Origin of the sequence: Pannonibacter phragmitetus, from assembly GCF_050510895.1 — a bacterium.
Taxonomy (GTDB): Bacteria; Pseudomonadota; Alphaproteobacteria; order Rhizobiales; family Stappiaceae; genus Pannonibacter; species Pannonibacter phragmitetus_B.
This window is the reverse complement of record NZ_JBNINT010000001.1, coordinates 2,890,366-2,904,393: the sequence shown is the minus strand read 5'-3', so window position 1 is coordinate 2,904,393 and position 14,028 is coordinate 2,890,366. Positions and strand designations below refer to the sequence as shown.

Sequence of the window (14,028 nt, the reverse complement as noted above, 5' to 3'; positions counted from 1 at the left end):
GGGCTGCCCCGGGCATGACGTCCGGGGCTATGGCGTATCAGAGACTTAGAATGCGTCCGCCGCAAGGGCCATCATGGTGGCAGAGCCGCTGGTAATGCGGGCCAGATGCGCACCCGTTTCCGGCATGGTCCGTTCCATGAAGTAACGCCCGAAGGTCACCTTGGCCTCGAAACGCTCCGTCTCTTCGCCGCTGGCAATCTTGGCCTGCGCTGCCTTGGCCATCTGTGCCCACATGTAGCCAAGAGCGACCAGCCCGAAGAGGTGCATGTAGTCGGTGGAGCCAGCGCCCGCGTTGTCCGGGTTGCTCATGGCGTTCTGCATGAACCACATGGTCGCGGCCTGAAGATGGTCGAGCCCCTGCTTCAGCGGCTTGGTGTAGGGCGCAAGCGCCTCGTCTTCCTTGTGGGCCTTCAGGAAGGCGCCAACCTCTTCAAAGAAGGCCATGACGGCACGCCCGCCATTGGCCGGAAGCTTCCGGCCCACGAGATCCAGCGCCTGAATGCCGTTGGCACCCTCGTAGATCATGGCGATACGGGCATCGCGGACGAACTGCTCCATGCCCCATTCGGCAATGTAGCCGTGCCCGCCGAACATCTGCTGGGCATTCACCGCATTGGCAAAGCCGGTGTCGGTGAGCACACCCTTCAGAACCGGGGTCATCAGCCCCATCATGTCGTCGGCCTTGACGCGCTCGGCCTCGTCTTCGGAGCGGTGCGATACGTCCCCCTTCAGCGCGGTCCACAGCACCAGAGCGCGGGCGGCCTCGTTGAAGGAGCGGATCGACATGAGCACGCGGCGCACGTCCGGATGCACGATGATCGGATCCGCGGCCTTGTCTGCGGCCTTCGGTCCGGTCAGGGCGCGGCCCTGGATGCGGTCCTTGGCGTAGATGACAGCGTTCTGATAGGCCACTTCGGACTGGGCCAGCCCCTGCACCGCGACGCCGAGGCGGGCCTCGTTCATCATGGTGAACATGGCGCGCAGGCCCTTGTGCTCCTCGCCGACCAGCCAGCCGCGTGCGCCGTCATAGTTCATGACGCAGGTGGCATTGCCGTGGATGCCCATCTTGTGCTCGATGGAGCCGCAGGAAACGCCGTTGCGCTCGCCCGGTGTGCCATCGGCATCAGGGACGAACTTCGGCACCACGAAGAGCGAGATGCCCTTCACGCCTTCCGGCGCGCCCTCGATGCGGGCCAGCACCAGATGGATGATGTTCTCCGCCATGTCGTGTTCGCCGGCGGAAATGAAGATCTTGGTGCCGGAGATGGCATAGCTGCCGTCGCCCTGCGGCACAGCCTTGGTGCGGATGAGGCCCAGATCCGTGCCGCAATGGGGCTCGGTCAGGTTCATCGTGCCGGTCCAGGTGCCTGCCACCATCTTCGGCAGATAGACGGCCTTCTGCTCATCCGTGCCATGCAGGGTGAGGGCGGCGATGGCGCCGGCCGTCAGGCCCGGATACATGGCAAAGGCCATGTTCGCGGAGGACATGTATTCAGCCATGATCATGGCGAGCGTGTGCGGAAGGCCCTGGCCACCAAAGTCCGGGTTAACGGAAAGCCCGCCCCAGCCGCCTTCGCAATATGCGTCATAGGCAACCTTGAAGCCTTTGGGTGTGGTGACCCGGCCATCTTCATGGCGGGTGCAGCCTTCTTGATCGCCGGTCTGGTTCAGTGGCTGGACGATTTCCTCGCAGAACCTGGCGCCTTCGCGCAGGATCGCTTCCACCAGATCGGGTGCAGCATCGGCAAAGCCGGGAAGATTGCTGTAGCGTTCGTAGCCGAACACATCGTTGAGCAAGAAGAGGGTGTCTTCGACGGGAGCACGGTAAGCCGGCATCAATTCCTCCCAGAACGTAACCGTTGGCAGTTGACGTTTCCGTAAACGTCACCTCTCCCGATATATACGTCTCAATTTTCGGGCGGGCAAGCCATGTCCTTGGGGAAGGTACGCCTGTTTTTGCGTGAAATGAATGAAAACCGTACCATGAAACGCGAAAAACCGGAGCGAATGCCCCGGTTTTGGCGGTCTGGTGCGTGAAAATGACACCGGAAAGGCAAAAAAGCCGTCCGGCAGCGATCACTCCCCGCCTTCGTTTTCCTTATGCTTCAGCATGCCGGAGACAATGGCGACGGTGCGCGAGAGCTCTTCAATCGCCTGATCAATGTCCTTGCGCTGGGTTTCCAGCACGGCAATCTGTTCGTTGAAGCGGGAGAGGGCGACGCGCAGCTGCGTAACCTGGCCGTCGCGCAGGTCATAGAGATCCAGCATGTCGCGGATCTCGGAGAGCGAGAAGCCGACGCGCTTGCCCATGACGACGAGCTTCAGGCGGGCCCGGTCGCGGCGGGTGTACACGCGGTTGAGGCCGTCCCGCTTGGGGTTCAGCAGGCCGCGGTCTTCATAGAAGCGCAGGGTGCGAAGGGTGACGCCGAATTCCTTGGCAAGGTCACCAATGGTGAACTGTATCTTCTTGGTGCTGTCGTCGGCTGCGGCAACGACATCGGCAATCTCGTTGCCGTCCTGAATGGAAAGTGCTTCGCTCATTGCCTCGTCCTGTCCGTCCGCTTGTGGCCGAACCTGCTTATTTCTGAAAATCTGACATGCATGCGGGCGGTTGCCCTTGGGCACTACGGCTCGTGAGGAGGAAGGGCCTGAGACCGCCTGCTTGTCTCTGCCTTACCTTACGTTTACGGAATGGTCCAGTGACCTTACGCGATTTTTTGACAAACACCCCGGCGGGGGCACGTTTCTAGTGGCCTGCTGTTGCAACATGCGGCGCCAGTTAACGCGGTGTTTACCCTAACACGACAAAGATTCATCAATTGCTTCGTTGCCAAGTCAGTATCGCGTTCCGGGCTTCTGCAGCATCTCTTGTGTTCAATGGTCAGCACGACCGCAAGGCCAGGTTCAGTCAATGTCCTCTTGGAAAACCCGCAAGCCTGAAAGCGGCAGCGTACGTCATGACGCGGGATATGCCCGGCGTAGCAATGACGGCTGGGGCGGTCCGGGATATGACGAAGAGGATGACGGGCTTGAGACGGGCTACGGCCTTCGGGCAGAGCGTCCGCAGGAGCGCGTCGAGCGGCTGACGCGCACATCTACTGCTGCTGGCAATTTCGGCCGGGCAAGCCACGCCTCCGAAACTGCGCAGGAACTGGAAGAGGTAGCAAGCGAGCTGGACCGCCTGATGAACAGCCGTCAGCGCGCCCGCCGCAAGCCCGAAGAAAGCCGCCGCCGTGCGGCCCATGACGTTGCAGAACGGGACGAGCGCTCCGCGCGTCTGCGCCAGGACGCGGCCCCTCCCGCCCGGCAGCATCCGGACGGATCGATGCCGTTCTTGAGGCGCTGGAGCGTCTGGACCGCCGGGTGGAAACCCTGTCCTCGCCCGTCCGGCACCATGATGCACCGGAAGATGAGGCAGACTTCGACAGCACTGACTACGGTTCTCATTTCGAGGATGAGGATTACGAAGACGAAGTGCCCGCCCGTGCTCCTGCACGTGCTGCGGCCCGCCGTCCGCAGTCCCAGCGCTCCGCCGCGCCGAAGAAGAGCCGTGGTGTGCCTGGCTATGACTTCGAGGAACTGGCAGCCGGTGCGGAGCTGGATGACGAAGAAGATTTCGCCGCCCGCACTCCGAGCCGCGCCTCTGCACAGCCGCGCCGCCGTGGCAGCCCGCTGGAGCGGCTGATCGAGGAAGACTTCGAGACACAGGAACACCGCTCCCGCGGCGCCTCCCGCCCGAGTGCCGCCAAGCAGGCCGCCCGTGACGGAGAAGAACAATCCCGCCATCTCTATCAGGATCTTGCCCGCCGCATTGACGCCCTGCGCCAGCCGCAGGAAGAAGCACTGGATGTGGTGCGCCAGGAAATCGGTTCCCTGCGCGAAGCCATTGGCAACATGCCCGCCGCCCGGCGCGATGACAGCGACCGGCGTGAAATGCGCCGTCTGGCGGAGATGGTCGAGGGCCTGCGTGCCGGCGGAGGCAATGACCGTCTGGCGAAGGAACTGCGCGGCGAGATCTCGAGCCTCAAGTCTCTGATCGGCCAGACCAATGTGGATGGCACGCTCAAGTCTCTGGAAATGGGCTATGCCCATGTGGTGCAGCGGCTGGACGAACTGACCCGTTCTGCCGTTGATCCGAGGGTCGTACGCAATCTCAGCGCCCGTCTGGTCGAAATCGAGGATGGCCTTGCCTCGCTGCCCCGCGCCGAACATTTGATGGTGCTGGAAGGCCGGGTGGGCGACATCGCCGACCGGGTGGAAAGCCTGCTGCGCTCCCATTCCCGGCCCGACATCGAGCCGCTGCGCCAGGAACTGCGCGACATGCGCCGCCTTGTCGAGCAGGTCGATTTTACCGGGCTCATCGGTTCGGTGGATGATCGTATCCGCTTTGTCGCCAGCCGTCTGGACGAGCTGGAAATCCTGGCGCGTGAACAGCGCGGCCTCGATGACCGCCTTTCTGCGATGGAAGACCGCATGCCGGATGCCGAAGCTCTTGACCGCCTCAACGGGCGGCTGGAGGAAATCTTCGGCATGCTGTCGCGCGAGAACGGCCGCGCCGGGCGTGATGATGCCCGCTTCGGGCAGGTGGACAACCGTCTCGACGAAATCATGGACAGGCTTTCCGGCATCGAGCAGGGCGGCGCTGCACAGCCGGCGTATGATCGCGCCTTTGCCGAGTTGGAAACCCGTCTCGACGGCATTCACAGCCAGATTGCCCGCATTGAAGAACGTGCCAGCCAGCCGGTGAACCTGCCGTCCTTCGGCGAAGGCAGCGCCTTTGAAGCGCAGATGCTGGCCCAGCTTGAGCGGCAGATCTCGGATTTGTCTGGCCGCCTGTCCGCGCCGCGTGACAGCGTCACGGCTGAGGATATGGCCGCGCTGCGCAGCGAAATCGCCGGAATCCGCCGGTCAGTTGAGCAGCCCGCGCCCTCCGTAGCGGCGCTTGAAGCGCGCATCAGCGAATTGGCGGACGCCGTCTCCCGGGGCGGCGAAAGCTTCGATGACCGCCGCCTTGACCAGATCACCGGCAAGATCAGCGCGCTGGCGGATCAGCTTCAGGCAACGCAAGGCCGCCTGTCCAGCGTTGCTGGGATTGAGAAAGTACTTTCCCGCATCGAGACCAACCTGCGCGCTACCCGCGAGGAAGTGATCGAAGTGGCCGAAAAGGCCGCACGCCGGGCCGTGATGGAGAAGGCTCCAGCCAACGACGAATATGACGGCGCCATTGGTGCGCTGCGCGACGACCTGCGCCGGCTCATGGATGCTGCTCAGGGTTCCGAGACCCGGACCCGCAGCACCTTTGATGGCGTGCAGTCCATTCTGACTGGCATCACCGACCGGCTCGACACGCTGGAACGCAGCACGCTGGGCCGTGGAGCCGCTTCCCGCCCGGCCGGTGAGGCCCGCAGCACCCGCCGTGTTCCGCTGCCCGGCCTTCCGCAGAGTGCTGCCACCGGAGAGAGTGAACGCCCGCGCGACCGCACCCGCGACCGCAAGGCCGATTTTATTGCAGCTGCCCGCCGCGCAGCCCATGCGGCATCGGCCGAAGTTCAGCAGCAGACGAAGCTCGAGCAGGACGAAGGTGAGGAAGCTGCCAGCGATAGCCGCGCCAGCTGGTTCCGCCGTGCCCTGCGCCGGGACACTGACAAGGCCGCCGTAAAGGCTGACGTCCGCAAGCCCGAGAAAGCGGCGGAGGAATCCGGCCGCGCCAAGATCGAACCTTTGGTCGGCAAGCCGCAGAAGGCCCAGGCAGATGAAAGCAAGGTTGCCGGTGAGCTTGATCTGTCCGGTCTTGCCGCCGATATCCGCGACGAAGCAGCAGCGGGCAGTGGCAGCAGCCTGTTTGGCGCTGGGCGCAAGCGTGCGATCCTGCTGGCGGCGGCTGCAGTCGTTCTGGCCATCGGCACGCTGCAGGTTTTCCGTCTGTCGAGCGGAGAAGGTGATACGGCATCGGCGCCTGAGGCTCAGGACGAGGGCAAGCAGCTTGCGGAAGCTTCCGATGGCACCGGCACGCAGCCTGTTCTGGAGCTGACCGAGCAGGACATTTCTGATGCTCTCGACGCAGCTCCGGCAAAGCCCGGTTCAACGGCAGGGCAGACGCAGGTGGCAGAAGCGCCTGCCCGCAACGTGACCCCGCCAGCGGGTGAAGCCATGCCGCTGGAGCAGATGCCTGCGGCACAGGTGCCGCCGTCCGCCTCTGGACAGCCTTCAGTCAATGCGCCGGAAATGGCTCCAGATCTGGCCTTTGCCCCGCCCGCGATCAGCGGCAAGTTCGGCGATACGCCGTTTGTCACCGGGCCGCAGCAGCCATCCGCCAGTCTGGCGGCCGCCGATCCGCAGTCTGGTGCAGATGCTGGCGTCTTGCCGCCGGAGACCTCAGGGCCGATGGCTCTGCGCAGCGCCGCTGCTGCAGGCAACGCGGCGGCGGAGTTCCAGATCGGAGTTCATTACACCGAAGGCAAGGGTGTCACGCCGGATCTGGCGGAAGCCGCACGCTGGTATGAGCGCGCAGCTGCCAAGGGGCTTGCTCCCGCGCAGTACCGTCTCGCAAGCCTTTATGAAAAGGGCCGTGGTGTGCCGCGCGACATCACCAAGGCACGGGACCTTTATTTGAAGGCTGCGGAAGCCGGAAATGCCAAGGCCATGCATAATCTGGCCGTGATCTACGCCGAAGGCGCTGAAGCCCAGCCGGACATGGCAGCGGCAGCCAAGTGGTTCAAGTCGGCAGCTGAACATGGCGTTGCCGACAGCCTCTATAATCTGGGCATCCTCTATGCCCGGGGCATTGGTGTGCAGAAGGATCTGGTCGAAAGCTACAAGTGGTTTGCCATTGCCGCGCGCGGCGGAGATGCGGAAGCTGCCCGCAAGCGTGATGATGTGGCCAACATGCTCGACGCCAACGGTCTTGCCGCTGCCCGTCTTGCGGTCGATACGTTCAAGCTGAAGGACCTCAATCCGGCAGCCAACACGGTTCTGCTGGATCCCTCCTGGGATGAGGCCGCAATTGCCATGCCGGTGAATGCGGCTGCTGGTGGAGAGGTGAACGAAGTCATCCAGGTTCAGGCGCTGTTGCAGAAGCTCGGTTTCGATCCTGGTCTGGCTGATGGCTCCATGGGGCCGAAGACCCGTTCTGCAATTGAAGCTTTTCAGCGCAATGCCAACCTTCCGGTAACCGGAACCGTGGATGCTGGTCTGATCAGGGCTTTGCTCGGACGTTCGATCTGAACGTGAGCGGGTTGCTGAAATTCCAAGGTTGACAGGGCCGCAAAAGCAGCCCTTTTAACACGTGTCTTTCCGTTCAGGCACCGCGCCCCGCGCGGCCGCCGCAAGCCGGTATTGAGCCCGTGCAACTGTATCTGCCCATCGCCGAGATTTCGGTGAACATGTTCATGATCTTCGGCATGGGTGGCACCGTGGGCTTCTTGTCCGGGCTTTTCGGCATTGGCGGCGGCTTTCTGCTGACGCCGCTTCTCATTTTCTCCGGCATTCCCCCGCTGTGGCCGTCGCGACCGTGACCACACAGACGGTCGCGTCTTCGGCATCAGGCGTGCTGACCTACTGGCGGCGCGGCGCCATCGACATCAAGATGGCCTTGATTTTGCTGAGTGCCGGTATCGTCGGGTCGGCGGTTGGGGCATGGCTTTTCGATATCCTCCAGTCGCTTGGGCAGCTGGATGTGGTGATTGCCATTTCCTATGTGACTTTCCTTGGCACGGTTGGCGGTCTGATGCTGGTGGAATCCCTGCGTGCCATCCGGCAGCGCCGGGCGGGCACAGTTCGCACGGCCCGCAGGCCAGGGCAGCACAACTGGATCCACGGCCTGCCGCTCAAGGTGCGGTTCCGCAAGTCCAAGCTTTATCTCAGCGTTATTCCGGTGATCGTGCTGGGGGCGGGCATTGGCTTCATTGGCACGGTGCTGGGTATCGGCGGCGGCTTCATGATGGTGCCGGCGATGATCTATCTGCTGCGCATGCCGACCAGCATCGTCATCGGCACCTCGCTGATGCAGATCCTTTTCACCATGGCATCGGCCACTCTGTTCCACTCCATGAGCACGCAGACGATCGACATCGTGCTGGCACTGACGCTGATGATCGGTGGTGTCATCGGGGCGCAGTTTGGCGCTCGCATGGGGCAGAAACTGCGTGGTGACCAGTTGCGGCTTCTGCTGGCGCTGCTGGTGCTGGCGGTGGGCGTCCGTTTTGCCGTGGATCTTGTTATTACCCCGACCGAGTACTACTCGGTCGCCGTGCGCAAGGGGAGGGCCTGTGATGCGTTCGCTGTCCCATCATCTTGCAGCTGCATTTGTGCTGGCGGCAGCCTTACTGCCTTCTGCTGCGCGCGCCGAGGGGCTGGTGACGGCCCTGTCGGCAGACACGGTCAGCATTGCTTCGAATTTCACTGGGGCCAAGATCGTTGTCTTCGGTCAGGTGGAATTGCCGTCCGGCGTTTCTGCACCTGATGCCGGTTATGATCTGGCGGTGGTGCTGAAGGGTCCGCCTGAGAACGTCACAACGCGCCGCAAGGGCCGTTTCCTCGGCGTACTGTGGGTCAACCGCGAAGCCGAGACGTTTTACGGCGTCCCCTCATTCTACGTCATGTCCTCGACCGATCCGGCAAGCGAATTGGGCGCCCGGCCGATGCTGGAGGAGAACAGCATCGGGGCGAGCTATGTCAATCTGCCGATGAGGCCTGACTCCGAGATGCCGCTCGCCGAGAGAGCCAATTTCCGTCAGGCATTTCTGCGGCTGCGCAGGGAGCACGGCATATATGTGGACCAGCCGGGCAAGGTCGAATTTCTGACACCAACCATGTTCCACACGACCATTTCACTTCCCGCGACGACGCCGGTCGGCATCTATACGGTGGACACGTTTCTTCTGAAGGACGGAGAAATGCTGGCGCACGACCAGAAGGGGCTGACGGTGGCCAAGACCGGCTTTGAGCAGATGACCTTCGATCTGGCGCATGAGCAGCCAACGCTTTACGGGCTGGCAGCGATCATGCTGGCAGTCTTTACCGGCTGGCTTGCCGGTGTCGTGTTCCGAAGGGATTGAGCGGTTAGATCGTCAGATCAGTCAGCGATCAGCTTGGTGGCCGTGAAGGGATACAGCCTGTCTGCCCCCAGGAGGAAGGCAGAAAACCGGCGGGGCGGGAAAACCGAAGCAAAGGCCGGGTCCATCACATTCAGCCCGCCAGTCAATGCGCCAAAGGCCGGAAGGACCAGCCTTGTGCCGTCCGTGGCAAAGCAGGGACGGCGGATCGAGCGGCCATAGCGGCGCACCTTTGCCGCTGGATGCAGATGTCCGCAGACTTCGCCCTTCGCAGCGCCTGCGCCTTCCGAGGGCTCATGCCGGAATGTGAGGCCGCCCAAGGTCAGCTCGTCAACGCATTCCCCGCAGAGCCGCACTGGCGCCACCGGATCATGATTGCCGGTTACCCAGATCCATTCACGGTTGAGCTGCAGCGTGGCGAGGAAGGCGCGGTATGCAGGCGGGAGCCTGTCAGAGCCTTCGGCATCATGGAAACTGTCCCCCAGGGCGACGATACGGGAAGGCTCGAAGGCCTCGATCACCAGTGCCAGGCGTTCCAGTGTTGCTGCCGTGTCATAAGGTGGCAACAGGACACCCCGGCGGGCGAGGGAGGAGGCTTTTTCCAGATGCAGGTCGGCGACAATCAGTGTGGCTTCCTCAGCCCACCAGACAACGCCGCTGTCATGCAGACCAAGCAAGGTTCCGGCAACGGCAATATCGTGACACACGGGCGTTACGCGCCGCATCTGTCCCGGCTGTCTGAGCGCCGTCATGCCATGGCCTCCCCGATCAAATCATCCGCAGCTTCTGCCAGAATGCTTTCCTGAGCCTCGCCATAGATGGGTTCCCTGCCGATTTCCAGCAGAACGGGAACGGCGAGAGGCGAAACTCTTGCGAGATGAGTATGCGTGATTCGACCCTTGATCCTTAAAAGAAGTTCACCCAACCTGGAGATATCCAGAAGTCCTTCTGCTGCATCGTTCCATGTTGCACGCAAAAGGATGTGGTCGGGCTCATGCTGGCGCAGCACGTCATAGATGAGGTCTGACGAAACCGTGACCTGACGGCCCGATTTCTCCAATCCCGGATGGCGCCGCTCAATCAGGCCGGAAATGACGGCGCAGTAGCGGAAGGTGCGCTTCAAAAGGCTGGAGTCCGCCAGCCAGGCATCCAGATCGTCGCCCAGAAGATCCTCCTCGAACAAGGCGTCGAGGGACAGGCGGCCGGTGCGGATGAGAAGATCCAGATCGCCCAAGCCCCAGATCGCCAGAGCATAGTCATTGGCGACAAAGCCCAGCGGCTTTGCCCCCAGCCGCTCCAGCCGCCGGGTCAGCAGCATGCCGAGCGTCTGGTGAGCAAGGCGCCCCTCGAAGGGATAGCAGACGAGATAATTTTTGCCCGCACGCGGAAAGGTCTCCACCAGCAGGCCGCTGCGGCTGGGCAACAGGGACTTGGCCCGCTGGAGCTCCAGCCATTCGCGCACCTGATCCGGCAAAGCCGGCCAATGGTCCGGCTCGGACAGAAGCCGCCGCACGCCGTCTGCCAGATAGGTGGAGAGCGGAAACTTGCCGCCCTGATAGGAGGGCACCATCGGCTTTTCGGCCTTGGCCCTTGAGACAAAGGCCTCGTTCTCGATGATGCTTTCAAACCGCAGGATCTCGCCCGCAAAGAGGAACGTGTCTCCAGGCGCGAGCTGCTCCAGAAACCATTCCTCGATCTCGCCAAGCACCCGGCCACCCCGGCCAAGCGGCGTGCGGCGGCCTTGCTCCTTGCCGCGCACCAGGCGCACCTTCAGCATGGGCGCCTCGACGATAGTGCCCACATTCAGCCGGTACTGCTGGGCAATGCGCGGATGGGTGATGCGCCACAGCCCGTCCGGCCCCTGTTTCAGCTTGGCGTAACGGTCATAGCTTTTCAGCGCATAGCCGCCGGTGGCCACAAAATCGAGGACGCGGGCGAAGGTCTCCCGGTCGAGATGGCGGTAAGTCTGCGTCTCGCGGATTTCTGCATAAAGCTCATCTGCATCAAAGGGCCGGCGCAGCCCATGCCGAGAATGTGCTGGGCCAGCACATCCAGCGCACCGTGCCGCAGGGGCGGGGTATCCTGCCCGCCGCTGGTGGACGCTTCGAGAGCTGCCCTGCATTCCAGAACCTCGAAGCGGTTGGCTGGCACGAGAACGGCACGCGAGGGCTCGTCCATGCGGTGATTGGCGCGCCCTATGCGCTGGGCAAGGCGGCTGGCGCCCTTCGGGGCGCCCACATTGACGACGAGATCGATATCGCCCCAGTCGATGCCCATGTCGAGGGAGGACGTTGCAACGACGGCACGGAGTTGACCAGAGGCCATAGCTGCTTCCACCTTGCGCCGCTGACCCACGTCCAGCGAGCCATGGTGCAGGGCGATGGGCAGGGTGTCCTCGTTGATCTTCCAAAGATCCTGAAACAGGCTTTCTGCCTGCGAGCGGGTGTTGACGAACAGCAGCGTCACCCGGTGCGCCTTGAGAAGCCGGTAGATGTCATCCAGCGCATAGCGTGCGGAATGCCCGGCCCAGGGGACGCGCTCGGAGGTATCGAGAATGGTGATGTCCGGCGCTGCTCCGCCCGAAACAGTGACAAGTTCGCTCAGGCAGCGGCCATCCGGATTGGTCTGTGCCACCAGATAGGCGCGCAGGTCATCCGGCTCTGCCACCGTTGCCGACAGGCCCACGAACCGCACATCCGGAGCGATGCGGCGCAAGCGGGCAAGGCCAAGTGCCAGAAGATCGCCGCGTTTGGACGTAACCAGCGCATGGAGTTCGTCCAGAACGATGGTCTTCAACCCCTTGAACATGCCGGAGGCTGTAGGGTCGGACAGCAGCAGGGCGATCTGTTCCGGGGTTGTCAGCAGGATATCGGGCGGAGCCTGCTTCTGCCGCTGACGCTTGTGCGTGGGGGTGTCGCCGGTGCGTGTCTCGATCCGCACCGGCAGGTCCATCTCCGCCACCGGTGTTTCCAGATTGCGGGCGATATCGACGGCGAGCGCCTTCAGAGGGGAGATGTAGAGCGTATGCACGCCCTGGCGCATTTTCTCAACGCTGCCGGGCTTGGGGCGGCCTCTCGCGGTCAGCTCAACGAGGCTCGGCAGAAAGCCGGCCAGCGTTTTGCCTGCGCCGGTTGGCGCGATGAGAAGAGCCGACTGGCCCCTGCCCAATACCTCCAGCAAGGCAAGCTGATGCTCGCGCGGGCTCCAGCCGCGCGCGGCAAACCAGGCGCGGAAGCGCTCGGGCAGAAGCTGATCCTGAGAAGAGGCGGTCATGATCGAGAGTTGCACAGAAGCCTGAGGCGTTGAGAGACTTGCCACATGATTATAGGTCAGCCGGTTGCCTCTCCAAGCTCTTTCGGATCAAGCGGGTTTCACATGATGCCTGCCTCTGGCAAAGTGCCGCAAAGGCCCTATGCTTCCGTCCCATGTCCATTGCCGCATCCAGTCTTCTGCATCTGACACCGGAGGGGCTCTTCTGCCCTGAGGCGAACGCCCATGTCGATCCGGTGCGTCGGGTGCCAAGGGCGATCATCACTCATGCTCATTCCGACCATGCAAGGGCCGGGCACGGGGCAGTGCTGGCGACGGAAGAAACGCTGGACATCATGGCCCTGCGCTATGGCGAGGGCTTCTGCGGCCAGCGTCAAACGCTTTCCTATGGACAACGGCTGGATCTTGGCGGCGTTGCGCTGACGCTCAGGCCTGCGGGACATGTGCTGGGCTCGGCGCAGGTGGTGCTGGAGGCGAGGGGGCAAGGGCCGTCATCTCGGGCGATTACAAGCGGCAGGCAGATCCCACCTGTACGCCCTTCGAGCTTGTCCCCTGCGATGTCTTCGTGACGGAAGCAACCTTCGGCCTGCCGGTTTTCCGCCATCCCGATGCAGAGGAGGAGGTTGGCAAGCTGATCGCATCGCTGGCGCTGTTTCCCGAGCGGGTGCATCTCGTAGGCGCCTATGCATTGGGCAAGGCGCAGCGCGTCATCGCGGAACTGCGGCGTGCGGGATATGACCGGACCATCTATCTGCATGGCGCACTGGAAAAGATCACGGCCTATTACCAGAGCCGGGGCATTGCGCTGGGGCCGGTCGAGCCCGTGGGCAGGCACGGCAAGGAGCTGGCCGGAGAGATTGTGCTGTGCCCGCCCGGAGAACTTGTCGGGCGCTGGGCACGGCGCTTTGGTGATCCGGTGACAGCGGTGGCTTCCGGCTGGATGCGCGTGCGTGCCAGGGCCCGCCAGCGCGGAGCTGAACTGCCGCTTGTCATTTCCGATCACGTGGACTGGCCGGATCTCACCCGGACGGTGCTGGAAACCGGAGCGGCGGAAACCTGGGTCACCCACGGCGCCGAGGAGGCACTGGTACACTGGTGTGAAACCGTTGGACGCAAGGCACGGCCTCTTCATATGATCGGCTACGGGGAAGATGAAACTGAAACCGATTCTGCCCCGGCTGATACTGACACTTAAGCTTGAGGCGCGCCGCAGATCTGCCGCGCCCTTCCAGGAAGACGGCCATGGCGGACAACAACGGGATCGAAGACACCGCAGAACCTGCGGAGCAGGAGCTGGAAACGGCCATTGCGGAACTCTTCGAGGATTATCTCGCAGGCTTCAACGATGCCGATGCAGAGGCGCTCATCGACTGCTTCTCCCTGCCGGCGACCATCTGGCAGATGGAAAAGGGTTATGTCTTTGATGACGAGGAAGAGCTGGCGGAGAACATCGACGCCCTGCTCGATGCCCTCGACAAGGAGAACATCTCCTACTCAGAATTCGACGTGGTGTCCGCGCACATCTCAGGCCCAACGGCGCTCGTGACCCTCGACTGGCGTCAGGAAAGCTCTGATGGCGAAAGCGTCTTCGAGTTCACCTGCCACTATCACCTTGTCTCTGACGGTGAGGTCTGGCGCATTGCGATGATCGTCAACGAACAATAAGCCTGCGGCGGCTTCCTGCCTGAACCAGATACAAAAAGGC

At 62.8% G+C, this 14,028-nt stretch carries 6 protein-coding genes and 3 pseudogenes; 5 read left to right on the top strand and 4 right to left on the bottom strand.

Annotated elements, in window-relative coordinates; genetic code table 11:
- Positions 1–45: 45 nt before the first annotated feature.
- On the bottom strand, positions 46–1,836 hold the full coding sequence (locus ACQB61_RS13775) for an acyl-CoA dehydrogenase C-terminal domain-containing protein (protein WP_430513080.1): 1,791 nt from the start codon (positions 1,834–1,836) through the stop codon (positions 46–48).
- A 240-nt stretch (positions 1,837–2,076) separates the two neighbouring features.
- Entirely contained in the window at positions 2,077–2,541 is a 465-nt protein-coding gene (locus tag ACQB61_RS13770; RefSeq protein ID WP_430513079.1) for a MerR family transcriptional regulator, read from the bottom strand.
- Positions 2,542–3,363: 822 nt separating this feature from the next.
- Between ACQB61_RS13770 and ACQB61_RS13765 the strand changes: the two genes are divergently transcribed.
- From ACQB61_RS13765 to ACQB61_RS13755, 3 genes and pseudogenes are all read left to right on the top strand, one after another.
- Positions 3,364–7,224 carry a peptidoglycan-binding protein gene (locus ACQB61_RS13765; RefSeq protein WP_430513078.1) on the top strand — a complete coding sequence of 1,287 codons (3,861 nt, stop codon included), beginning with the start codon at positions 3,364–3,366 and terminating at the stop codon, positions 7,222–7,224.
- A gap of 119 nt (positions 7,225–7,343) precedes the next feature.
- Positions 7,344–8,260: pseudogene (locus tag ACQB61_RS13760) on the top strand (sulfite exporter TauE/SafE family protein); the annotation flags it as partial.
- A gap of 94 nt (positions 8,261–8,354) precedes the next feature.
- Positions 8,355–9,056, top strand: coding sequence for a TIGR02186 family protein (locus ACQB61_RS13755; RefSeq protein WP_430513077.1), 702 nt, complete (start codon positions 8,355–8,357; stop codon positions 9,054–9,056).
- Positions 9,057–9,073: 17 nt separating this feature from the next.
- Here ACQB61_RS13755 and pdeM read toward each other — a convergent pair whose 3' ends face one another.
- Both pdeM and ACQB61_RS13745 read right to left on the bottom strand, forming a co-directional pair.
- A complete protein-coding gene (gene pdeM, locus ACQB61_RS13750) occupies positions 9,074–9,805 on the bottom strand; it encodes a ligase-associated DNA damage response endonuclease PdeM (protein ID WP_430513076.1) in 732 nt (243 codons plus the stop codon).
- Positions 9,802–12,326, bottom strand: a pseudogene (locus tag ACQB61_RS13745) (ligase-associated DNA damage response DEXH box helicase). Before ACQB61_RS13745 ends, pdeM begins: the two are co-directional and overlap by 4 nt.
- 152 nt (positions 12,327–12,478) lie before the next feature.
- Between ACQB61_RS13745 and ACQB61_RS13740 the strand changes: the two are divergent.
- Positions 12,479–13,518 (top strand): annotated as a pseudogene (locus tag ACQB61_RS13740) (ligase-associated DNA damage response exonuclease).
- 47 nt (positions 13,519–13,565) lie between these two features.
- The gene (locus tag ACQB61_RS13735; protein ID WP_430513075.1) at positions 13,566–13,988 is read left to right on the top strand and encodes a DUF4440 domain-containing protein; all 423 of its coding nucleotides are present in this window, start codon (positions 13,566–13,568) and stop codon (positions 13,986–13,988) included.
- Positions 13,989–14,028: the final 40 nt, after the last annotated feature.